We start from the raw sequence: 21,788 nt of genomic DNA, 5'->3' as shown, positions 1-21,788 counted from the left end.
GGGCGCTGCGGGCCTGGAGCGGGAAGGAGCGGACGGACGGACGGGCGTCGGAGGACTGCGGGCGGGGGCGGGAAGGAGCGTGTTCGGGGGTGACGAGGGCGGACGGCTACGGACGCACCGGGATGCGCGCGGCCGGGTCCGGGTGCGCGGGTTCGGGTTGGAACGAGGGGGCCGAGGAGGGGGCGAGCGGGGGCTGGACCCGCGCCAGGTCCGCCGGCGGGGCGTCGGCGGCCGCCGGTTCGCCCAGCGCGTGGCGCAGCACCCGGTCCCGCTCCTGCGGGTCGGCGGTGGCGAGCAGCGCGCTCAGCACGGCGATCCGGGCCTGACCGGCACGGAGCGTGCCGGTCGGCACCGCGCCCGCGGCCACGAGATCGACGGCACCGCCGTGCGTGTAGATCTCGGTGACCGGGCCGGCCTGGACGCGGGTGGTCAGGGCGACGAGCACACCGCGGGAGGTGGCGGCGGCGACGGCCTCGGCGATCTCCGGGGTCGCGTTCCCCGCCCCGGTGGCCACCAGGACGATGCCCTGGGCCCCGGCGTCCAGCGCGGCGTTGAGCAGGAGGGCGTCGGCGTCGCAGTGGTGCATGACCATGTCGACGCGCGGGGTCGCGTCCACCGCCGCGGGCAGCGGTAGCGCGGCGGGGCGCCGCGGGGGGCGGAGGACGGAGACCCGGCCGAAGCCGATGTTCCCGAGGCGGGCGGCGGACGGGTCGGCGAAGGCGTCGGGGGCGAGGGTCTGTGTCTTGACCGTGCCGCGGGCCGGGTGCAGTTTCCCGTCGAAGGCGATGACGACGCCCAGACCACGGGTCGTCGCGGCGGTCAGCAGGGCGTCGTGCAGGTTGCCGGGCCCGTCGCCGTCCGTCGCTCCGAGCGGGAGCTGCGCGCCGGTGAAGACCACCGGCCGCGGGTCGTCGTGGTGGAGGTCCACCAGGAAGGCGGACTCCTCGAGGGTGTCCGTGCCGTGGGTGACGACGATGCCGTCGACGCCGGGGTCCGCGAGCACCTCGTGGACCGTGCGGAGGAGGGTCAGCTGGTGATGCGTCGTGAGGCGGGGGCTGTTCACGCTGAAGAGGTCGACGACCTCGACGCTGACGCCGTCCGGCAGCGGGGCGGTGGCCATGACCTCTCCGCCGTTCGCGTCGGCGGCGAACCCGGAACCCTGCCACCGGCTGGCTATCGTCCCTCCGGTGCTGATGACGACGATGCGTCCCACAGTGCCCGCTCCTCCTTCGTGCCGTGTCGTGCCGCAGTGAGGCGGCTGTTCCCGACGGGGCACGCGGCCCGGCCTCGCTCATGGCTCCGGCCGGGCAGCGCCCCATGGCTGACTCCGGGGGTGGCCGGAGCAGTCCCCGCAATCATAGAAGTTGTCGTGCGCAATTTGATCGCCACTTCGACTCCACATCCCCGGTAACGGTGGTGGATAATTGCGCCATGGATGAGATCGACAGGGCAATCTTGCGTGAGCTCCAGGACGATGGTCGGCTGAGCAACCAGGAGCTGGCGCAGCGCGTCGGCCTCACCCCGTCCCCCTGCATGCGCCGCGTCCGGCAGCTGGAGCAGGACGGCGTGATCCAGGGCTACCGGGCGGTCATCGATCCGGACGCGGTCGACCGGGGCTTCGAGGTGCTGGTCTCCATCGAGGTGGCGCGCGACCGCGAGGTGGTCGAGTCCTTCGAGGCGGCCCTCCAGGGCATCCCCGACGTCATCGAGGCGTACCGGCTGTTCGGCAGCCCGGGGTGCCTGCTGCGTATCGCGGTGAGCGATCTCCGCGCCTACGAGCGGCTGTGGATCGAGAAGCTGACGGCGCTCACCGGCGTGACCGAGGTCAACTCCCAGATCATCATGAAGCGGATCAAGGAACCCCGGGGACTCCCCGTGGACGGCTGAGCCGGCCCGCGCACACCGCCCCGCCGAACCTCTGTTTAGTAATGGGATCCATTTTCATGTAGCGTGGGCGACCGTTCCCCTCCCCTCCGTCACCTGTCCAGGAGGACCGCCATGGCCGTTCCCAAGCGGAAGACGTCCCGCAGCAACACCCGGCACCGCCGCGCACAGTGGAAGGCGAGCGCCCCCCGCCTGGTGACCGTCACCGTGGACGGCGTCGCCCACCGGGTGCCGCAGCACCTGGTCAGGGCGTACGAGCGCGGGCTGCTGCACCCGGAGGGATGACCGGGACCACCGGGACCCCGGGCCGGGCGGTGGTCGCAGCCACGGCACCGTCCGGCCCGGTACGCGCCCGGCCGAAGCCCGCGCGACAGGGGTCCCGTACGACCGGCGTTCGGTACGACCGACGGTCCCGCCCCACCGGCCTCCCGCACGCCGGCCTCCCCGTACGACCGGGGTCCCGGTCGGCGCGGCCCGGGCGGGACCCCGGCCGCGCCCGGCCCGCCCCTCCTCGCCTGCCGTCCGTCCTCACCCCTCCGCGCGCGGCCGTTCGGATCCGGTGAGCAGGGTGATGTGGGGTGTGCCGGTGCGGGGATGCTCGGCCACGTCCGCCTCCACGCGGTACACCTCGGCCAGGAGAGCGGGGGTCAGTACCTCTCCCGGTGTTCCGAGGGCGACGACCCGGCCGCCGGCCATCACACAGATCCGGTCGCAGAACGCCGCGGCCAGGTTGAGGTCGTGGAGAGCGACGACGGCGGTGACACCGAGCCGCCGGACCAGCCGGAGCGCGTCGAGCTGGTGGCGCAGGTCCAGATGGTTGGTCGGCTCGTCCAGCACCATCGTCCCCGCGCGCTGGGCCAGGGCGCGGGCGATCAGCACCCGCTGCTTCTCCCCGCCCGACAGCCGGCCGAACGGCGCGGAGGCCAGCCCGGCGGCGTCCAGTTCGGCCAGCGCGGCCATGACGACGCCCCGGTCGTCCGCGCTGTCCCCCTCGAAGGCCCGCTTGTGCGGCGTCCGGCCCATGGCCACCACGTCGTACACGGTGAGCTCGAAGTCCCCTGGGGACTCCTGCAGTACGGCCGCCAGCCGGCGCGCCAGGCGCTTGCCCGGCATCCGCCGTACGTCCTCGCCGTCCAGCAGCACCCGCCCCGAAGTGGGGCGCAGCGCGCGGTAGACCGTGCGCAACAGGGTGGACTTCCCGGCGCCGTTGGGTCCCGCGAGGCCCACGATCTCGCCGGGGGCCGCACTCAGCGACACCCCGTCCACCAGGGCCCTGCCGTCGAGGACCACCGAGACGTCCGCCACGGTCAGGCTTCCGGGCGCGCCCACGGCCGTGGTCTCCTTCATGCCGTCCTCCGTCGCATCAGCCAGAGGAAGAACGGGCCGCCGACCAGGGCGGTGAGGATGCCCACGGGAATCTCCTCGGGACTCATGACGGTACGGGCGGCCAGATCCGCGGCGATGAGGAACGCGGCCCCGAGCAGGGCGGCGGCGGGCAGGGCACGCCGGTGGTCGGCGCCCACCAGCAGCCGCACCACGTGCGGCATGATCAGGCCGACGAAGCCGATCTGTCCGCTGACCGCGACGATCGTGCCGATCATCAGGGCGACGAGGACGAACAGCGAGGCGCGGAACCGGTGCACGTCCAGGCCGAGCGCGACGGCCGCCTCCTCCCCCGCCAGCAGCAGGTTCAGCGGACGGCACACGCCGAGCAGCACGGCCGTGCCGAGCAGGACGGCCCCGGCCGGAATCCACAGGCCGGCCCAGGTGGTGCCCGCCATGCCGCCGAGCATCCAGCGCAGCGCCGACTGCGTCTTGTGGGGGTCGTTCGAGGTGACGACCAGGAAACTGGCCACCGCCGACAGCACTTCGGCCGTGGCGACACCCGCCAGCACCAGCCGTACCGTGGTCATCCGCCCACCGGACCGCGCCAGGAAGTACACGGCCACCAGCGCGGCCAGTGCGCCGAGGAACGCGGCCACCGGCAGTGAGAACACCCCGAACACGCCCACGTTGAAGACCACGACCGTCACCGCGCCGACCGACGCGCCCGACGACACTCCCAGCAGCATCGGGTCCGCCAGCGGATTGCGCACGAGCGCCTGGAGCGCCGTCCCGCAGACCGCGAGACCGGCGCCGACCACCGCGCACAGCAGCACCCGGGGCAGCCGGACCTCGAAGACGATCGTCTCGCGGACCTGCGTCCAGTCCGGCTCCGCCAGTGCGGGGTGCACCCGGTGCAGCAGGATGCCCCACACCTGCCCGGCCGGTACGCCGATGGAGCCCACGGCGATGCCGAAGGTCGCCGCGACGACAACCAGCGCGCCCAGTACGGCGAGCACGACCGGGTACGGGACCCGCGCCCGCCGGCCCGCGCTCCCGGGCGCCCCGGGGCCGGGACCGGCGCCGGCCGTTCCCGTGGCACCGGTGGCGTCGGCCCCGGCGGCCGGTCCGGCCCGTCTCGCCGCCCCCGTCGCGTTCGTCGCGTTCGTCGTGCCCGCCGTGCCCGCCGTGCCCGTCACTTGAAGCGTTCCGGGTGCAGCCGGCGGGCCAGTGACTCGACACCGGCCGGGACACGTACACCCAGGACCGTGGACGACAGCGGCAGCACCGCGAACCGCTCGTTCCTGATCGCCGGCACGTCCCTCAACGCCGGATGCGCCAGCAGGAACCTCTTCTTCTCCTCCACCGACTGGTCCCCGTAGTCGTAGATCACCACCACCTCGGGAGCCCGCTCGGCCACCTGCTCGAACGACACATCACTGAACGACTTGTCCAGATCGGCGAAGAGGTTCACCCCACCGGCCCGCTCGATCATCTCGTTGCCGACCCCGGCCCCGCCCGCCGTGAACGCCGTCCTGTCCCCACTGTCGTACACGAACACCTTCACCGGTTCCACCCCGGCCAGCCGGCCCTCGACCCCCTCCAGCGTCCCGTGCAGCCGCTTCAACTCCCGCTCCGCACGCTCCGGCACACCGAAGATCCTCGCCACGCCACGGATCTCCTCGTCCATCGTGGCCATCGTCACCGGCCCCTGCGGACACTGCTCGACATTCAGATACGAGTCGATCCCCGCCTTCGCCAGCGCCGCACGACCGCGGCCCTCCTTCTCGTCGAAAGTGCTGCCGAACCCCCCGTACACGAAGTCCGGTTCCGCCGCGAGCAGCGTCTCGAACGACGGGTACTCCTCGGAGATCACCTTCACCCGGTCATAGGCGGCCCGGTACTCCGGCAGGATCCGGTCGTCGAGATAGCCCGTGCCCACCATCGACTTCTCCAGACCCAGCGCCAGCATGACCTCCGTCGCATGCTGGTTCAGCGACACCGCCCGCTGCGGAGGTCGCTGGTAGGTCGTCGTCACACCGCAGTTGGCCACCGTCAACGGGAAGCCCTCGGCGGCCGGGCCCGCCGGCGCGGCGTCCTCCCGGACACCGGGGCCGCCGCAGCCGGCCATCAGCAAAGCCGCCGCCAGGGCGGGCAGCAGGAACATCGGGCGTATGCCCTTCATGGGGATGGGTCCTCTCAGCGCGGGAAGGAGCCGGAGGGCGGCCGGGTCCGGGCGGGTCCCGGCGCGCGTCGCGCAGGACTGCCGTACGGGGTTCCGGGCGCCGCTCCGGAGGAGCGGACGACGGGGCGACGGAAGTGGTGGTACGTCGATCGCAAACGGTCGCGCGTGCGCCCGGCGTGGCCTGGTGCCCGTCAGGAGCGGTCGTGCGCCGCGGGGATGGCCGGTTCAGCCGGCGTCACGGAGCGGCCCGGAACGGACGCGCCGCGGCGGGGTGAAGGCGTACAGCCCGAGGATCTCCGGCATCTCGGCGAGGCCCGGGCCTCCCGCCCGCACCCACGCGGCCACGTCCTCGGTCGCGGCCGGATCGTTCACCAGACCGAACCACACCGGACGGCCGCCGGCGGCACGCCCCGCGGCCGAGGGCTGGACGACGACGACGTTCGCCTGGTCGCACACGTCCAGACAGTCGGAGATCCGCACCGGCGCCTGTTCCGCGAGACGCGCGGTCTGCCGCGCGTGGTCGACTCCGGTCACCTTGGGACTGCCGCAGCAGCAGTCCCGGCACACCACGATCCGGCACGGCACCGGACCGGTGTCCACTGGCCTCCTGGGCACGACGACAAGCCCTCCCCTCTGGGGAAATCCGCCCCAGTCAGCTCGAGGAGGCGACCGCGTGAGTCTCCTGGCTCTCGGGTCACCGCTCGCCCCGGCCTTCCCACCCGCATGGGGGCAGTGGTCCGTTCGGGGTCCGCTCGCCGATCACAGTGGCGGGACCGCGCCGGATTCACACCGGCTTCCTCGTTCCGCCGTCGCCTGTTACGGCGGACATCATCGCAGAAACCCGCGCCTTGTCCACGGCGGGTCCGCGTACCGCACCGGGTTCGGTGGGGCACGCCCCCCGGGGGCCGGGCCGCGGACGGCGCTCGCCGTACCGCGAACGGACGCCCACCGGTGGCAGACGAACACCGGACGAACCAGGCTGACAACACCACATACTGCAAAATCTGCAGGAATCAACCGGAATCCGTGGCAAAGGAACGGTAATGTTCGGCCCGGCGCAGCACTGACATTCAAGGAGTCCGGCAGTGATCTCACGTATGTCAGCGGGCATTCTGCTGATCTGCGCGGTGCTGCTGCACGTGGTGACTCCGCTGTGCGCCACCCCGGACGCACCCCCGGCCGAGGCGGCCGTCGTCTCGACCGAGAACCGGAACCCCCACACCGCGGTCGTGATCGTCCGCGCCGACGGCGCCGGGCTCCACCACGACGAGTACGACCCGCGCAACCATCCCTCGCGGCTCGCCCCGCTGGGCGCGCAGGCCCCCGCCGGGCCCGGTTACGGGAACACCGGCCCCTCGGGCGGCGCCCCGGACGAGACGACGGGCCCGCCGCCGGGCGCGTCGGCCGATACCGCGAGACACACCCGGAATCCGGGCGCCGCACCGGCGCCGACCCTGAGCACGCTGCAGTCGTTCCGCTGCTGACCGGCAGGTGCGCCGCACTCCGCCGTCCCTCCCCGACCCGCCCGGGCGGACCCCGGCACGCCCCGGGACGGACACCGGTGCGGCCGACGCCCCGTCACGGGGCGTCAGGGCCACCGCGGCGCACCCCTCTTCGACGAAGCAGACCGGTTCCGCATCGAAGAGACCGAGGTACGACCATGCAGTCGCTCATCGACCACGCCCGGCAGTTCCCCGCACGGATCGCCGGCCAGCAGGACGCCTACGCGGCACTCGCCCGCGGGCAGCGGCCCCAGGCCCTGTTCATCACGTGTTCCGACTCCCGGGTGATCCCCGCCCTGATCACCGGCGCCCGGCCCGGTGACGTCTTCGAGGTGCGCACCGCCGGGAACATCGTGCCCCCCTGGCGACCGGGGGCGGCCTGCGCCGTCGGGGGCAGTCTGGAGTTCGCGCTGGAGGCCCTGGAGGTCCCCGACGTCGTCGTGTGCGGGCACTCGCACTGCGGCGCCGTCCAGGGCCTGCTGCGGGAGCAGGACGTCCGGAGCATGCCGCTGGTACGTCGCTGGCTCACCAGGGCCGGGCACCGCACCGGCCGTGACGAGCCCGCACCGGCGTCGTCCACCGACGAGGAGCTGACGCCCGCCGTGCAGCGGCACGTCCTGACCCAGCTGGACCATCTGCGGACGTACCCCTGCGTCGCCCGGCGCCTGGACTCCGGCCGGCTGCGGCTGCACGCCTGGTACTACACGGTCGAGTCCGGCGAGGTCCTGGCCTGCGCACCCGGCGGCCGCGCCTTCCGGCCCCTGTGATCCCGGACGGCACCCCGGTCACCGGCGCCTGCGGCCGCACGCTCCGCGACGCCGGCCGCACCGGACCGGATGCCCACGACGTTCCTTCCTCATCTCCCGAAAGAACGCCATGCCCCTGATCACTTCCAAGCTTCGGCGCACCCTCCGCGCCGACGTCACCGCCTCCCTCGTCGTCTTCCTCGTGGCCCTGCCGCTGTGCGTGGGCGTGGCCGTCGCCTCCGGCGTCCCGGCCGAACTCGGCCTCATCACCGGCATCGTCGGCGGACTGGTCACCGGGTTGCTGCCCGGCAGCAGCCTCCAGGTCAGCGGTCCCGCGGCAGGGCTGACCGTGCTCGTCTTCACGGCCGTGTCCGAGTACGGGCTGCCCGCGCTCGGCGTGATCGTGCTCGGCGCCGGGCTGATCCAGCTGCTGCTGGGCGCCCTTCGGCTCGGCCGCTGGTTCCGCGCGATCTCGCTCGCCGTCGTCCAGGGCATGCTCGCCGGTATCGGGCTGGTCCTGATCGCCGGTCAGCTCTACGCCCTGGCGGACGCCAAGGCACCGGGCGGCGGCCTGGCCGACCTCGCGGGTCTGCCCCGGCTCGTCGTCGACACCGTCACCTCGCAGAACGCCCTCCTGGCCCTCGCCGTCGGCGTGGGAACGGCACGGCTCATCGCCGTGTGGCCCCGCGTCCCGGGACGGGCGCGGATGGTCCCGGGGGCGCTCGTCGCGGTGGGCCTGGCGACCGCCCTGACCGCCCTGTTCGACCTGCCGATCGCCCGGGTGGAGGTGACGGGGCTGCTGCACGCGATCCAGCCGCCCGGGCTGTCCGACGCGGCGCGCCTCGCCGACGTCGGACTCGCGGCCACGGTCGTGGCGTTCGCCCTGATCGCCTCGGCCGAGAGCCTGTTCAGCGCCAACGCCGTCGACCGGCTCCACTCGGGCCGCCGCACCGACTACGACAAGGAGCTGATGGCGCAGGGCGCCGGCAACACCGTCTGCGGCCTGCTGGGCTCCCTGCCGATGACCGCCGTGATCGTGCGCAGCTCCGCGAACGTCCAGGCCGGGGCGCGCACCAAGCTGTCGCGGGTGCTGCACGGCGTGTGGCTGCTGCTCTTCGCGGCCTTCCTGCCGCAGGCGCTGTCCTACGTCCCCACCGCCGCGCTCGCCGGCGTCCTCATCCACGCGGGGTGGAAGCTGATCCCGGTCAGGGACATCCGGCCGCTGTGGCGGGACCACCGCGGGGAGGCGGTCATCCTGATCGTCACGGCGGCCGCGATCGTGACGACGAACATGTTCGAGGGCGTACTCATCGGACTGCTGCTCGCCGTCGTCAAGACGGCCTGGGCCATGTCCCACGTCCACATCTCCGTCGCCGACAGCGGCATCGGGCCGGTACGGGTCCGGCTCACCGGCAACGCCACGTTCCTGCGACTGCCCCGCATCCTGGACACCCTGGAGGCGCTGCCGCAGCGCCATGTGGAGCTCGACCTCTCCGGCGTGCGCCACCTGGACCACGCCTGCATGACCGCCCTGCAGGGCTGGGCCGACGAGCGCAACGCCCACATCTCCCAGCCGGACGCGGCGGCCGGCGTCCTGGGAGTGCCGGGGGCGGGGGCTACGGGCGAGCCCGCCCGGGGACCGGCCGGATCCAGCCCCGAGGGGCCGCGCCCGTAGGGCGCCCGGCATCGTCCCGGTGGGTCGGGAACGCGCCATGCGCGGGACGAACCGCCCCGGGCCGGCAGTGCTTCGGCGCCGCCGGCCCGGGGCGTTCGTGAAGGCGCCCGGAAATTCCGTTTTCCGCGTATCGCAGCCGGTTCGGTGCCCCCGACTGGACCGATGTGTCCCTCTCCGCGTTCCGCTCCACGGCCCTGTCCGGACCCCGACCGGCGGATCGCCCTATTGGATCAGCCGTCAGCGCTGGCTACTATGCGCCATAGTTGATCACTCGAGGTGAGAGTGATCGGTGCGACCACCGGGCGCCGGCCACGTCGGGCCTGGCGCAAAAAGCGAACGAGAGGACGGCCGTGGGGCCCGAGCTGACAGTTCCGCCGATCTACTCCCCGATAGCCCCGGCGATCCATCCGCGCCACGCGGAGATCGACATCCGAACCGCCGCATGGGCGGAAACGTTTCGCATCGGCTCCGAGGAGTTGCGCGACAGGCTCGTACGTCAGGACATCGGCACCTTCGCCGCCCGCATTCTGCCGGAAGGCCGCGAGGAGGTGATCGCCCTCCTCGCCGACTTCGTCCTGTGGCTCTTCGGGGTCGATGACGGACACTGCGAGGAGGGCGAACTGGGCCGCCGTCCGGGCGACCTCGCCGGTACGCTCCACCGTCTGCTGCGCGTCGCCCAGAACCCCGAGGCGCCGATGCTCACCGACGACCCGCTGGCCGCCGGGCTCCGCGATCTCCGGCTGCGGGCGGACCGCTACGGGACCTCCGGCCAGACGGCGCGCTGGGTGGGCACACTCCGCGAGTACTTCTTCTCCGTGGTCTGGGAGGCCTCCCACCGGCGTGCGGGCACGGTGCCCGACCTCAACGACTACACGCTGATGCGCCTGTACGACGGCGCCACCTCGGTGGTCTTCCCCCTGCTCGAAATGGGCCACGGCTACGAGCTCCAGCCGCACGAACGCGACAGCACGGCGGTGCGCGCGGCCGAGGAGATGGCATCGTTCGTCATCACCTGGGACAACGACATCTTCTCGTACCACAAGGAGCGCAAGGGTACCGGCTACTACCTGAACGCCCTGCGCGTGATCGAGCAGGACGGCCTCTCGCCCGAGCAGGCCCTGGACACGGCGATCGCCCAACGCGACCGTGTGATGTGCCTGTTCATGCGTCTGAGCGCACACCTCTCGCAGGACGGCAGCCCGCAGTTGAGGCAGTACCTCGCCGGCCTCGCCTCCTTCATCCGCGGGGCGCAGGACTGGGGCATCAGCTCGATCCGCTACACGACACCGGACGACCCGGCACGCATCCCGTCGGTCTTCCGCGACACACCCACGGACGAGAGCCCGGAACCGCTGGACATCCCCGCGGTCGCCTGGTGGTGGAACCTGCCCACCGGTCGGCCGGGGACCGTCCGGCCCCGCAGCCGCACCCACGGGCAGCAGTCGAAGACCCTCGCCCAGGTCTGACGGAACGCCAAGGGTCCGGGCGCGGTGAGCGGGCACCGCCCTGGTGCGGTGCCCGCTCACCGCGGGGGACGGCGGAGCGCCGACCCTCGCACGGACGCCCGGGGCTCAGCGCGACAGCAAGGTGCGCCACCAGGAACGGTGGACCGCCGCCGCGGGGGCCGGCTCCTCGTCGCGCCGGGCCATCGGCATGGCCGCCGCGGGCAGGGGCTGGGCGGCGATCGGGGCGCCGTACGGCGGATGCGGGGTGACCAGCGAGCGGGGCGGGGTGAACCGGACCGGGAGCGAGGAGGGCCGCCGGGTGAGCCAATCCGCCGTGATGCCGATCTCGGTCTCAGGAATGGCCAGGTGCATGTCCGGCAGCAGCGACATGAGTTCGTCGATGCCGGTGTCCGCGATGGCACGGCCGATGTCCCCGCCGGGGCACTCGTGGGGACCGCTGCTGAGCGCGAGGTGCGAGCGGTTGCCGTGCATCGGGACGCTCAGGTCGGGCCGCTGTTCCGGGTCGACGTTCGCCGCGGCGATGCACAGCAGCAGCAGGTCTCCGGACTTGATCAACTGGCCGCCCAGCTTGGTGTCGGAGGTCGCCCATCGGCCGGGAACCACGCCGATGCTGGGGTTGTCCCACATGACCTGCTCCAGCGCGTCGGGAAGGGTCATCCGACCGCCGGAGAGACTGCCTCGGAACCGGCGGTCCGTCAGAATGAGCCGCAGGGTGTGGGCGATCAGATTGACCGTTCCCTGGTGGGCGGCCACCAGGGTCAGGCGCAGGTGCTCGACGATCTCGGTGTCCGTCAGCCGCGACTCGTGCAGGATGAGCCGTGACGCCAGGTCGTTGCCCGGGGCGGTCTTCTTGTACGCGACGAGATCCTCGAGGACCTGGGTCACGAGCGCGTTGCTCGCCGCTGCCGTCTCGCTGCCGCGCATCAGGTCGAGCGTCGGCTCGACCAGGAGCGGACCCTTGTCCGGTGTCATTCCGAGCAGTCGGCTGACGACCAGCATCGGCAGCGGCTCGGCGTAGTCGCGGACGAGATCGGCACTGCCGTCCGCCCCGAACCCGCTCACGAGCTGACGGGTGTAGTGCGTGACGTACCGGCGCATGCCGCGGCGGTTGAACTGGGCCAGCCCGTCGACGACCGCGCCCCGCAGGCGGGCGTGCTCCTCACCGTCGGCGAAGACGCACAGCGGCTGCCACCCCACCATGGGGATCAGCGGGGAGTCCGCGGGGACGCGGCCCTCGCGGAAGGCGTTCCAGCGCCGCGAGTCCCGGCTGAACAGCAGGGGTGTGCGCATCACCTCGAGGTTCTCCCGGTACCCGAGCACGATCCACGCGGGGATGTCCCCGTGCAGGAGGACCGGGGCCACCGGACCGTACTCCCGGCGCAACTCCTCGTACGTGCTGGCCGGGTCGCTGATCTCCGGCAGACGCCGGAGCCCGCCGGCGGCCATGCCGTGGGCGGGGCACCCGGGCGGCGGCACGAGACCGTCGGCGGGTATCGGGGGTTGGGGGGTCACGGGGCCTCCGGAAATGGGGAGCGACCCCCGTCACGAAGGCCGGCCGGGGGCGCTCATGATCGTCACTGCTGACCGCGAGCAGCGGTCTCGGCTGCCGGTCTCCACTGAGCAAGATCGGCACTGGGGGCAGCATATCCCTGGCGGTCCCGGCCCCGACAAGGAGTCAATAGTCCTTGTCGGAGAGGCTGTTGGACCGCCCGGCGAACGGGCGCCGGATGCATCGTGCCGTCGATCGCCGGATCGTTCAACGGAAAACGATGTTTTCCCCGGTCGGTATGTGTCGAGAAAATGACCATGATGGTGTCCGAGGGCAGTTCCCCTCTGCCCCCTTCCCGCAGTTCAACCCGGCATGCCTCACCGGTGGGCGCGGGCCTGCGGTCGCGTACACCACCATCCCCCCACGCCGGGCCGGAGGCGTCCCGGCACGAGACCGTCTCGCGAGAGGACGCACCCGTGTCACTGGAATCCATACCTCGTGCCAAGGGCCGGATACCCGGCCTCGGTCATGTACCGCGGCTGATGCGGGCCCCCCTCGGGGTCCTCCGGTCCCTCCATGCCGAAGGTCCGGTGCTGAGGCTCGACATCGGCACCATGCCCGTGGTCACGGTCACCAGCGCCGAAGCCGTCAACGAGGTCATGGTCAAGAAGGCCCGCTCCTTCCGCAAAGGCCGGCTGTTCGAACGTGTCCGGCCACTGGTCGGCAACGGCCTGGCCAATTCCGACGGCCCCGGACACATGCGCAACCGCCGGCTGATCCAGCCGATGTTCTACAAGGAACGCCTGGAAGGCTACGCCCATGTCATGAGCAAGCGGGCCCAGGCGCTCTCCGACTCGTGGAGTGACGGTCAGGTCGTCCACGTCGACCAGGCCATGGGCACCTACGCGATCGAGACGCTGGCAGCCACCCTCTTCAGCACCGACATCGGCGCGCCGGCCGTCAGATCGGTGCGCGAGGACCTCCCCGTCATCCTGAACAGCATGCTGCTCCGGGCCCTCGCCCCCAAGGCCCTGGACCGGCTGCCGATCTGGCGCGCCTTCGACCGGTCCGCCGCCCGGATGCGCTCCGTGATCGACGACGTCATCGCGGCCACCCGCGCCTCGGACCCGGAAGGCCGCACGGACCTGCTCTCCCTGCTGCTCTCGGCGCGGGACGAGACCGGAGCAGGCCTGACCGACGAGGAGGTCCGCGACGAGCTGACCACCATGCTGTTCGCCGGTACCGAGACCACGGCATCCACGCTCGCCTGGGCGCTCTACCACCTGAGTCAACGGCCGGACGTGGAGGCCGCGTTGCTCACCGAGATCGACGAGGCGATCGGCGACAGGCCCGTGACCTTCGCCGATGTGCCCCGCCTGCCCGGCATCTCCAGGGTTCTGGACGAGGTGATCCGTCTGCACGGTGTGGTCAGTCTGATGCGGCGCACGAACGAGTCGGTCACGATCGGCGGTTACGACATCCCGGCCGAGACCGAAGTGCTCATCAGCCTCTACGCCCTGCACCGCCACCCCGGGCTGTACCCGGACCCCGACCGGTTCGACCCGGACCGCTGGCTGCCCGAGCGCGTCGCGGAGCGTCCCCGCGAACACGTCGTGCCGTTCGGGGCGGGCAACCGCAAGTGCATCGGTGACCGGTTCAGCTGGCTGGAGGCCACGATCACCCTGGCCACCGTCCTGCGCCAGTGGCAGCTGAGCCCGGTCCCGGGCAGCAAGGCGCCGCGGGAGGCGACCGCGGCGATGGCGCACCCGACCAAGGTGCCGATGGTCGTGCGCCGCCGCGCCCGCGGTTGACGGACCCGACGAGCCGGGGCGGGATCCCGGACCCGGCTCGTCGGACCGGCGCACGCCGTGCCGCCGGGTCCGCCCCGGCAGGGATCACGCTGCCGTGGCCGGAGGCCGGGGCCGCGGGGGTACGCACCCGGCCGGGCGTTCCAGTACCGGGTTCACCACGGCCGCCGCCGTGCGCGGACGGGTTCACCACGGCCGTACGGGCCCTCGTACCCGCCGTGCCGACCGCGTGCGGGACACGGCGCCCCGTCCACAACGGCCGCCGTGTCCGGCCCGGTTCACCGCTCCCGTACGGGCTCCGTTCCGAACTCCGGGTGCAGTCGGCGCCGGTGGTCCACCTCGCGTACGGGCCCGGTGAGCGTGACCCGGGCGACGAGCCGGGGGGCCGTGCTGGATGCGGCGAACCGCAGCTCCAGCTCCCCCGGTTCGACGATGCGGCGCCCGTCGCGGCCGGTGAAGGAGGCCAGGTCCGCGGGGACCGTGGCGTGGACCCGCACGGCCTGGCCGGGTGCGAGCTCCAGCCGTACGTACCCGATCAGACGCTGGACGGGCTGCACCACCGAGGCGACCGGGTCGTGCAGATACAGCTGCACCACTTCGGTGCCCTCGCGCGGACCGGTGTTGCGGACGGTGAACGCCGCCCTGAACTCGCCGTCCGTCGCGGCCTCGTGGCCGTCCACCACGAGAGCCTCCCACGCGAACGTGGTGTACGTCAGCCCGTGCCCGAAGCCGAACGCCGGTGTCGGGTCGATGCTGGACACCTCGCTGGAGTGCCCGAGGCGGGCGGCCAGGTAGGTGGAGGGCTGCGCGCCGTGGTGGCGCGGGACGCTCACCGGGAGGCGTCCGGACGGCGCCGTCCGCCCGCTGAGCACCGAGGCGATGGCCGCGGTGCCCTCCTCACCGGGGAAGAAGGACTGGACGACGGCCGCGGAACCCGTCGCCGCCCGCCCGAGCGCGTAGGGCCGCCCGGCGAGCAGCGTCACCACGACGGGCGTGCCGGTGCCGAGGAGCAGGTCGAGGAGTTGCTGCTGGACGCCGGGCAGGGCGAGCGACTCGGCGTCGCAGCCCTCGCCGCTGGTGCCGCGGCCGAACAGCCCGGCCCGGTCGCCCAGCGCGGCCACCACGATGTCCGCGCCGCGGGCCAGTGCCGCGGCCTCCTCGAAACCGTCGGTGCCGGTGCCGTCGACGGTCGCGCCCGTCGCGACCACGATCTCGCTCTCGGGGAACTCGGCCGCCAACGCCTCGCGCAGGGTGGGGAGCCGGATGCCGAGCGGGACACCGGGATGCTGCCCGCCGACGTGGACCGGGAAGGCGTAGCAGCCCAGGACGGCCGTCGGGGACTCGGCGTTGGGGCCGATCAGCGCGATCCTGGCCGGACCGGCCGGCCGGCCGGGGGCGTGGGCCGGGGACAGGGGCAGCGTGCCGTCGTTGTGGAGGAGGACGACGGCCCGTTCGGCGACCCGTCGGGCGAGGGCGCGGTTGCCTTCGGGGTCCAGGTCCACCGAGCCGCGTTCCGCGCGGCCGCCGGGTCCCGGGAGCGCGCCGTACTCCGGGCGCGGGACCGTACCGGACTCCCCGGACTCCGGGACGGGGGTGCCGGACTCCGGGACGGGGGTGCCGGACTCGGGGACGGGGGTGCCGGGAGCGCCGGCCGTGCCGCCGGTCCCGGGTGGGTCGTCCTCTCCCGCCGGGCCCAGCGCGGGCGGCCGCGGGCTCCAGTCGGGGTCGAGCAGGCCGAGTTCGGCCTTCTGGACCAGGACCCGCCGCACCGCGCGGTCCACCAGGGCCTCGGGTACCTTCCCGGCGGTGACGGCCTCCAGCAGCGGCGCGCCGAACGTCTTGACGGTCGGCAGTTCCACGTCCACGCCCGCCGCGAGGGCCGCGCCCGCCGCCTCGCCGTACGTGCCGGCCACCCCGTGCAGCGTCTTGAGGAAGGCGATGCCGAAGTAGTCGGCGACGACGGTGCCGGTGAACCCCCAGGTGTCCCTGAGCAGGTCGGTCAGCAGCCGTTCGTCGGCTGCCGAGGGGATGCCGTCGGTGTCGGTGTAGGCGTGCATGACGGAGCGGACACCGCTCTCGCGCACGGCCATCTCGAAGGGCGGCAGGATGACGTCGGCGCGCTCGCGCGCCCCCATGCCGACCGGGGCGAGGTTCCGGCCGGCGCGGGAGGCGGAGTAGCCGGCGAAGTGCTTCAGGGTCGCGACGATGCCGGCGGACTCCAGGCCCCGGACGTAGGCGGTGGCGACGGTGCCGACGAGATACGGGTCCTCGCCGATGGTCTCCTCCACCCGGCCCCACCGCGCGTCGCGCACGACGTCGAGGACCGGCGCGAGGCCCTGGTGGACGCCGACCGCGCGCATGTCGCGGCCGATGGCGGCGGCCATCTCCCGGATCAGCGCGGGGTCGAAGGTGGCACCCCACGACAGGGGTACGGGGTAGGCGGTGGCGCCCCAGGCGGCGAAGCCCGCCAGGCATTCCTCGTGGGCGAGGGCCGGAATGCCGAAACGATTCGCCGCCGCGATCGTCCGCTGTGTCCGCATCAGCGAGAGGGCCCCGAGCGCCGGGTCGACCGGGGCGGTGCCGAAGGGCCGCGTGAGCTGGCCGAGGCCGTACGGCAGCAGTTCCTCCAGGTCCACCGCCTCTTCCATGTCGTGCTGGTGGGGGGCGACTTCGCCGCCCTCGTCGGACGCGCCGACCCAGACGCCGAAGAGCTGCGCGATCTTCTCCCGCAGGGTCATCTCCGCGATGAGGGCGTCGGCGCGGGTCCCGGCGTCCAGGGAGGTGTCCCGCCAGCGCGGGGTCCCGTGGCCGGTCCGGACGTGGGCGTGGTCGGTGTTGGCGGTCACTTTCCTCCGACTCCCATCAGCCCCTGGACCAGGGCACGACGGGCGAACAGGTAGACGAGCAGGATGGGCAGCATGGAGAGGACCACGGCGGCGAGCAGTCCGGGGATGTCGACCCCGTGCTCGGTCTGGAAGTCGTAGAGCCCCATGGTGATGACCTTGGTCTCCGCGGACTGGGTCAGGACGAGCGGGAAGAGGAAGCCGTTCCATGCCTGGAGCGCCGAGAAGACGACGACCGTCGACAGTCCGCTCCGGGAGAGCGGGACCACCAGCTGGAGGAAGATGCGCCGGGACGAGGCGCCGTCCATGGCCATCGCCTCGTACAGATCCGGTGTGATGTCACGCATGACACCGGTGAGGATCAGCGCGCACACCGGCATCGCGAAGGCCGCGGTCGGCAGGATGACGCCGATGAGGTTGTCGTAGAGCCCGGCCTGGCTGATGACGTAGAACATGGGGACGATGACGGCCTGCGAGGGGATCGCGAGGCCGAGCAGGAACAGCCGGAAGACGGCGGTGGTGGTCCGGCCCCGGCTCCTGACGATCGCGTACGACAGCGGCGGGACGAGGAGCAGGACGATGCCCACCACCGACACGGTGACGATCACCGTGTTGAGGAAGTACTGCCCGAAGCCCTCGTTGAGGTCGTTGACGTAGTTGTCGAGGGTGAAGCGCTCGGGGAAGGCGAGCGGGCCGTTCGCCGCGTAGTCGGCCCGGCTCTGGAACGTGGCGATCAGCATCACGTACAGCGGGAGGCCGACCAGGAAGAGCCAGACCAGCGAGCCGAATCCGGCGAGGACGTTCGGGCGGGTCCGCATCACAGGCCCTCCATGGTGCTGCGCATCCTGTCGTATCCGGACAGCCGGACCAGGACGAGGGAGATGACGGTGGCGACGAGGACGAGCAGCAGCGCCACCGCGGCGCCCGCCCCGAAGTCGAAGCTCTTGAAGGCCTTTTGGTACATGTAGTACGCGCTGATCGTGGTGTCCGTGCCGGGGCCGCCCTGGGTGAGGATGAGCACGGTGTCGAAGGTCGTCAGTCCGCCCACCACCATCAGGATCGTCGAGGTGATGATGCTGTTGCGCAGCTGCGGCAGGGTGATGTGGAAGAACCGGCGGTACCGGCCGGCGCCGTCGATCTCGGCGGCCTGGTAGAGGACCTTGGGTATCGCGCGGGCGGCCCCCTGGTAGATGAGCGTGTGCAGCGGCGTGAACTGCCAGGCGCCGACGAACGCCAGCACCCCGATGGCGCCGGCCTGCGTGCCGAGCAGGTTGCCGTCGCCGAACAGCCACCTCGCCTGCGACGGCACACCGAAGTTGGGGTCGAGCACGGCCCTCCAGAGCACCGACACGGCGGTGACCGAGAGCAGCAGCGGGACGAAGTAGACGGCGGACAGCACGGCCCGGTTGCGCTGGTGGCCCGCCGCCCAGACGCCGAGCAGAAGGGCGATCGGGGTCTGGACGAGCACGCCGAGTCCGGTGAGCAGCACGCTCAGCCAGAGGCTCTCCAGCATCACGGGGTCGTCGAGGAGCTTCTTCCAGTTGTCGAGGCCGACGAACCTCGGCGGGCCGAGGCCGTCCCAGCCGGCGAAGGACAGCACGACGACCAGGGCGAGCGGGACGATCGCGAAGAGTCCGAAGAAGACGGCGGCGGGTGCCGCCCAGGCGAAGCCCGGACGGCCCACTTCCGAGGCGGACCTGCCGCGGGGCGGCGCGGTCCGCTCGGTCTGCTCGCTGTCCACGGCGGGCGCTGTGGCAGTGGTCATGGGTCAGGTGTTCCGGTGAGTGGGGTGGAGGTCATGCCGCGGGCAGGGACTGCATCGACGCGATGAAGCCGTCCGCGTCGATCTGGCCGTTGAAGAACTGCTGGACGGCCGTGTGGATCGTGGTGGTCGCGGCCGGCGGGTAGGCCTGGTCCCAGGAGAGCTGGAAGGCGGGTGCCTTGGCGACCAGGTCGTACTGGTACTTCGAGTACGCCGGGTTGGCGGAGGTGTCGAGGAAGTCCGGGGTGTTCGTGGTGGTGGGCAGGTTGCCGACGCCGAGCTGCGCCTTCACGAACTCGTCCGAGTACTGGAGCTTCAGGAACTCGGCGACCGCCTCGGGGTGCTTGGTCCGCTTCAGCACGGAGTAGAAGTTGTTGGTGTTCCCGGCGAGGTTGGCCGGGTCGCCCTTGCCGCCCGCGACGGTCGGGAACGTGCCGTAGCCCAGGTCGCTCGCGGCGAAGTCGGGGTGGGCGTCCTGCTGGGTCGCGTACTCCCACGAGCCCATCAGCTCGAACGCGGCCTTTCCGGTGGCCAGCAGCGCCGGCGAACCGCCGTCGGTGAACTTCACCGAGTCGTAGTTGGTGCCGAAGGCGCCGGCGTCGACCAGCTCCTTGATCATGCCCAGCGCCTTCTTGCTGTCGGCGCTCTCCCAGGCGCTCTTGTCGCCGGAGAGGGCCTTGCGGAACAGCTCGGGTCCGGCGACGCGGTCGTAGACGTACTGGAACCACATCTGGGTGGGCCACTTGTCGCCGCCGCCGAGGGCGATCGGGGTGACGCCCTTGGCCTTGAGGGTCTTCACGGCCGCGAGGAGCTCGTCCCAGGTCGTGGGCGCGGAGACGCCCGCCTCCCGCAGGACCTTCTTGTTGTGGAAGAGCATCACGGGCTGGGTGCCGCGCATCGGCACGCCGTACGCCTTGCCGTCGACCTCGGCGGTGTTGAACACCGAGGGGAGGAAGTTGGACTCGAGCCCGGGGTCCTTGGCGATGAAGTCGTCCAGCGGCATCAGCAGTCCGGCGTCGACGAACGGCTTGATGCTGCCGCCGCCCCAGTTGAAGAAGACGTCGGGGGCCTGCTTGCTGTTGATGATCGTCTGCAGCTTGGCCTGGTAGTCCGCGCCGGGGATGGTGTCGAGGACCGCCTTCACCTTCGAGGTCTTGTTGAAGGTCTCGACCAGTTGCTTCTCGACCTTGTTGGTCGCGTCGCCGTAGACGAGGACGTGGATCTCGTCGGCCCGGCCTGCCGCGTCGTCGGAGCCGCCGCCGCACGCGGACAGTGAGAGCACCATGGCCAGCGTCACACCGCCGGTGACGGCGGCCCGGGGGAACCGTACGCGTTGCTTCATCGCGTCGCCTTTCGAAACTATTTCGGCACCATTACCGAAAGTTCACGGGAAGGGACGCTAGGCGGGCTCACCAGGACGGTCAACCCTCGGCCCGTCAGTTACCAAAGCGTTACTGCCGTCGCCCGGTTGGCCGTGCCTTATGCTCCTGTCATGCGCGATGACGAGGAGATGGGCCGGATCACCCTGGCTCAGGTGGCCGAGAAGGCGGGCGTCTCCATTTCGACAGTTTCGAAAGTGCTCAACGGCCGCCAGGACGTGGCGGCACCGACCCGGGTCAAGGTGGAGCGCCTCCTCGAGACGCACGCCTACCGCCGCACGGCCAGGTCGTCCCGCGAGGCGCCGCTCGTCGAGATCGTCTTCCACGAGCTGGACAGCATCTGGGCGATGGAGCTGATCCGCGGCGTGGAGAACGTCGCCAAGGCCAACCAGGCCAGCGTGGTGCTCACCGAGAGCGGCACCCGCCACTCGCCGGCCCCCGACTGGGTCGAGGGCGTCCTCCAGCGGCGGCCCATCGGTGTGGTGCTGGTCTTCTCCGCCCTCCCGCAGGAGGTCAAGCAGCAGCTCCGGGCACGGTCCATTCCTTTCGTGATCATCGATCCGGCCGGTGACCCCGACCCCGACGTACCGTCCGTCGGCTCGGCCAACTGGAACGGCGGGCTCGCGGCCACCCGGCATCTGATCGAGCTCGGGCACCGGCGGATCGGCATCATCACCGGGCCGGAGGACATGCTGTGCTCCCTGGCCCGGCTCGACGGCTACCGCTCGGCCATGAGCATGGCCGGGCTGGAGGCCGGCCCCGGTCTCGTCCGCTACGGCGACTTCCACGTGGAGGGCGGCTTCGACCGGGCCATGGAGATGCTCCGCCTGCCCGAGCCCCCCACCGCGATCTTCGCCGGGAGCGATCTGCAGGCCCTCGGCGTGCTGGAGGCGGCACGCGTCAACGGGCTGCGCGTCCCGCACGACCTCTCCGTCGTCGGCTACGACGACGTGCCGGTCGCCCGCTGGTCGAGCCCCGCCCTGACCACGGTCCACCAGCCGCTCCGGCAGATGGCGGAGGAGGCGGCGCAGATGCTGCTCAGACTGCGGACCGAGGAACCCTCCGCCACCAGGCTGGAACTCGCGACGAGTCTCGTCGTCCGCAACAGCACGGCGGCGCCGGCGACGCGGGACTGACGGCGTCAGCGGGCCGCGGGGTCCCGTCCCGCGAGCAGGCCGACCGGTGCGGGCCGGAACAGACCGGAACCCGAACGCCGGTGTGTGCCGGACCTGCGGGCGGCGGTGGTGCCGGCGCTCGTCGCGGTGCCGGCGGCCGCGGTGGCCGGGCGAGGGGAAAGGCGCTCACCCCCGGCTCGTCGAGAGGGAGACCCGACCGCCTGCCTTCCGGACCCTGGCAGGTCTAAGATCGGCGGATGGCCTTGGAATGGGAACAGGTGCTCGTCCACTCGGAAGATCCGGTGGCCTTGGGTCATTGGTGGGCCGAGGCACTCGGCTGGGTGGTGGTCCACTCCTCCGCCGACGAGTTCGAGATCCGCCCGGCGCCGGATCGCCTGCCGGGGTTGGACTTCGTCCGGCTCGACGAGAGCAAGAAGGCCAAGAGCCGGCTGCATCTCGACTTCAGGCCCGACGACCAGGACGCCGAGGTGGCCCGTCTGGTGGCTCACGGCGCACAGCGTGTCGACATCGGCCAGGGCGATCAGCCGTGGGTCGTGCTGGCGGACCCCGAAGGCAACGAGTTCTGCGTCCTCGGCCCGCGGCGTCAGTGA

At 72.1% G+C, this 21,788-nt stretch carries 19 protein-coding genes and 1 riboswitch; of the genes, 9 read left to right on the top strand and 10 right to left on the bottom strand.

What is annotated here, in order from left to right:
* Positions 1-106: 106 nt before the first annotated feature.
* Positions 107-1,213, bottom strand: a complete 1,107-nt coding sequence (locus QRN89_RS27600) for an asparaginase (RefSeq protein WP_290352102.1) — start codon at positions 1,211-1,213, stop codon at positions 107-109.
* Between the two features lie 218 nt (positions 1,214-1,431).
* On the opposite strand from QRN89_RS27600, the gene QRN89_RS27595 reads away from it, so the two are divergent.
* A complete protein-coding gene (locus QRN89_RS27595) occupies positions 1,432-1,887 on the top strand; it encodes an Lrp/AsnC family transcriptional regulator (RefSeq protein WP_290352101.1) in 456 nt (151 codons plus the stop codon).
* A 111-nt stretch (positions 1,888-1,998) separates the two neighbouring features.
* Positions 1,999-2,169 carry a 50S ribosomal protein L32 gene (rpmF, locus tag QRN89_RS27590; protein ID WP_290352098.1) on the top strand — a complete coding sequence of 57 codons (171 nt, stop codon included), beginning with the start codon at positions 1,999-2,001 and terminating at the stop codon, positions 2,167-2,169.
* A gap of 243 nt (positions 2,170-2,412) precedes the next feature.
* Here rpmF and QRN89_RS27585 read toward each other — a convergent pair whose 3' ends face one another.
* The 4 genes from QRN89_RS27585 to QRN89_RS27570 form a co-directional block, all read right to left on the bottom strand.
* Entirely contained in the window at positions 2,413-3,231 is an 819-nt protein-coding gene (locus QRN89_RS27585) for an ABC transporter ATP-binding protein (RefSeq protein ID WP_290352097.1), read from the bottom strand.
* Entirely contained in the window at positions 3,228-4,406 is a 1,179-nt protein-coding gene (locus QRN89_RS27580; protein WP_435833273.1) for a FecCD family ABC transporter permease, read from the bottom strand. Before QRN89_RS27580 ends, QRN89_RS27585 begins: the two co-directional genes overlap by 4 nt.
* Positions 4,403-5,392: an ABC transporter substrate-binding protein gene (locus QRN89_RS27575; protein ID WP_435833272.1), complete on the bottom strand. Its 990-nt coding sequence runs from the start codon at positions 5,390-5,392 to the stop codon at positions 4,403-4,405. The genes QRN89_RS27580 and QRN89_RS27575 overlap by 4 nt, the downstream gene beginning before the upstream one ends.
* A 225-nt stretch (positions 5,393-5,617) precedes the next feature.
* Positions 5,618-6,007: a (2Fe-2S) ferredoxin domain-containing protein gene (locus QRN89_RS27570; protein ID WP_290352096.1), complete on the bottom strand. Its 390-nt coding sequence runs from the start codon at positions 6,005-6,007 to the stop codon at positions 5,618-5,620.
* Between the two features lie 44 nt (positions 6,008-6,051).
* A riboswitch (cobalamin riboswitch) is annotated at positions 6,052-6,234 on the bottom strand.
* Between the two features lie 243 nt (positions 6,235-6,477).
* On the opposite strand from QRN89_RS27570, the gene QRN89_RS27565 reads away from it, so the two are divergent.
* The 4 genes from QRN89_RS27565 to QRN89_RS27550 all read left to right on the top strand — a co-directional run bounded on the left by QRN89_RS27565 (position 6,478) and on the right by QRN89_RS27550 (position 10,781).
* Positions 6,478-6,876 (top strand): hypothetical protein, encoded by a 399-nt coding sequence (locus QRN89_RS27565; protein ID WP_290352095.1) that lies wholly within the window; start codon positions 6,478-6,480, stop codon positions 6,874-6,876.
* A 176-nt stretch (positions 6,877-7,052) separates the two neighbouring features.
* Positions 7,053-7,661, top strand: a complete 609-nt coding sequence (locus QRN89_RS27560; protein WP_290352094.1) for a carbonic anhydrase — start codon at positions 7,053-7,055, stop codon at positions 7,659-7,661.
* 109 nt (positions 7,662-7,770) lie between these two features.
* Positions 7,771-9,315, top strand: coding sequence for a SulP family inorganic anion transporter (locus QRN89_RS27555; RefSeq protein ID WP_290352093.1), 1,545 nt, complete (start codon positions 7,771-7,773; stop codon positions 9,313-9,315).
* 350 nt (positions 9,316-9,665) lie between these two features.
* Positions 9,666-10,781, top strand: a complete 1,116-nt coding sequence (locus QRN89_RS27550) for a selina-4(15),7(11)-diene synthase (protein WP_290352092.1) — start codon at positions 9,666-9,668, stop codon at positions 10,779-10,781.
* 105 nt (positions 10,782-10,886) lie between these two features.
* On the opposite strand, the gene QRN89_RS27545 is transcribed toward QRN89_RS27550, so the two are convergent.
* On the bottom strand, positions 10,887-12,293 hold the full coding sequence (locus tag QRN89_RS27545; protein ID WP_290352090.1) for a cytochrome P450: 1,407 nt from the start codon (positions 12,291-12,293) through the stop codon (positions 10,887-10,889).
* A gap of 453 nt (positions 12,294-12,746) precedes the next feature.
* Here QRN89_RS27545 and QRN89_RS27540 point away from each other — a divergent pair, with 453 nt between their 5' ends.
* Positions 12,747-14,081: a cytochrome P450 gene (locus QRN89_RS27540; protein ID WP_356948661.1), complete on the top strand. Its 1,335-nt coding sequence runs from the start codon at positions 12,747-12,749 to the stop codon at positions 14,079-14,081.
* Between the two features lie 275 nt (positions 14,082-14,356).
* Here QRN89_RS27540 and QRN89_RS27535 read toward each other — a convergent pair whose 3' ends face one another.
* The 4 genes from QRN89_RS27535 to QRN89_RS27520 are packed head-to-tail and all read right to left on the bottom strand — an operon-like array spanning position 14,357 to position 20,025.
* The gene (locus tag QRN89_RS27535; RefSeq protein ID WP_435833271.1) at positions 14,357-16,924 is read right to left on the bottom strand and encodes a beta-xylosidase/alpha-l-arabinosidase; all 2,568 of its coding nucleotides are present in this window, start codon (positions 16,922-16,924) and stop codon (positions 14,357-14,359) included.
* Positions 16,921-17,739, bottom strand: coding sequence for a carbohydrate ABC transporter permease (locus QRN89_RS27530; RefSeq protein WP_290352088.1), 819 nt, complete (start codon positions 17,737-17,739; stop codon positions 16,921-16,923). The genes QRN89_RS27535 and QRN89_RS27530 overlap by 4 nt, the downstream gene beginning before the upstream one ends.
* Complete coding sequence (locus tag QRN89_RS27525) at positions 17,739-18,686, bottom strand: carbohydrate ABC transporter permease (RefSeq protein ID WP_093652008.1); 948 nt, start codon at positions 18,684-18,686, stop codon at positions 17,739-17,741. The genes QRN89_RS27530 and QRN89_RS27525 overlap by 1 nt, the downstream gene beginning before the upstream one ends.
* Positions 18,687-18,717: 31 nt before the next feature.
* Positions 18,718-20,025, bottom strand: coding sequence for an ABC transporter substrate-binding protein (locus QRN89_RS27520; protein WP_290352085.1), 1,308 nt, complete (start codon positions 20,023-20,025; stop codon positions 18,718-18,720).
* 150 nt (positions 20,026-20,175) lie between these two features.
* Between QRN89_RS27520 and QRN89_RS27515 the strand changes: the two genes are divergently transcribed.
* Together QRN89_RS27515 and QRN89_RS27510 are read left to right on the top strand one after the other, a co-directional pair.
* The gene (locus QRN89_RS27515) at positions 20,176-21,198 is read left to right on the top strand and encodes a LacI family DNA-binding transcriptional regulator (RefSeq protein ID WP_290352083.1); all 1,023 of its coding nucleotides are present in this window, start codon (positions 20,176-20,178) and stop codon (positions 21,196-21,198) included.
* 236 nt (positions 21,199-21,434) lie between these two features.
* Entirely contained in the window at positions 21,435-21,788 is a 354-nt protein-coding gene (locus QRN89_RS27510) for a VOC family protein (RefSeq protein ID WP_290352082.1), read from the top strand.

The sequence above is a fragment of the Streptomyces sp. HUAS CB01 genome (assembly GCF_030406905.1).
GTDB classification, from domain to species: Bacteria; Actinomycetota; Actinomycetes; order Streptomycetales; family Streptomycetaceae; genus Streptomyces; species Streptomyces chengbuensis.
Note: the sequence above shows the minus strand (reverse complement) of the source record. Positions and strands in the feature narration are given on the sequence as shown.

Coding starts and splice junctions, on each gene's coding strand:
- QRN89_RS27525 (WP_093652008.1), bottom strand. CDS start 18,686: ATGACCACTGCCACAGCGCCCGCCGTGGACAGCGAGCAGACCGAGCGG.
- QRN89_RS27560 (WP_290352094.1), top strand. CDS start 7,053: ATGCAGTCGCTCATCGACCACGCCCGGCAGTTCCCCGCACGGATCGCC.
- QRN89_RS27595 (WP_290352101.1), top strand. CDS start 1,432: ATGGATGAGATCGACAGGGCAATCTTGCGTGAGCTCCAGGACGATGGT.
- QRN89_RS27585 (WP_290352097.1), bottom strand. CDS start 3,231: ATGAAGGAGACCACGGCCGTGGGCGCGCCCGGAAGCCTGACCGTGGCG.
- QRN89_RS27530 (WP_290352088.1), bottom strand. CDS start 17,739: ATGCGGACCCGCCCGAACGTCCTCGCCGGATTCGGCTCGCTGGTCTGG.
- QRN89_RS27575 (WP_435833272.1), bottom strand. CDS start 5,392: ATGAAGGGCATACGCCCGATGTTCCTGCTGCCCGCCCTGGCGGCGGCT.
- QRN89_RS27510 (WP_290352082.1), top strand. CDS start 21,435: ATGGCCTTGGAATGGGAACAGGTGCTCGTCCACTCGGAAGATCCGGTG.
- QRN89_RS27515 (WP_290352083.1), top strand. CDS start 20,176: ATGCGCGATGACGAGGAGATGGGCCGGATCACCCTGGCTCAGGTGGCC.
- QRN89_RS27520 (WP_290352085.1), bottom strand. CDS start 20,025: ATGAAGCAACGCGTACGGTTCCCCCGGGCCGCCGTCACCGGCGGTGTG.
- rpmF (WP_290352098.1), top strand. CDS start 1,999: ATGGCCGTTCCCAAGCGGAAGACGTCCCGCAGCAACACCCGGCACCGC.
- QRN89_RS27555 (WP_290352093.1), top strand. CDS start 7,771: ATGCCCCTGATCACTTCCAAGCTTCGGCGCACCCTCCGCGCCGACGTC.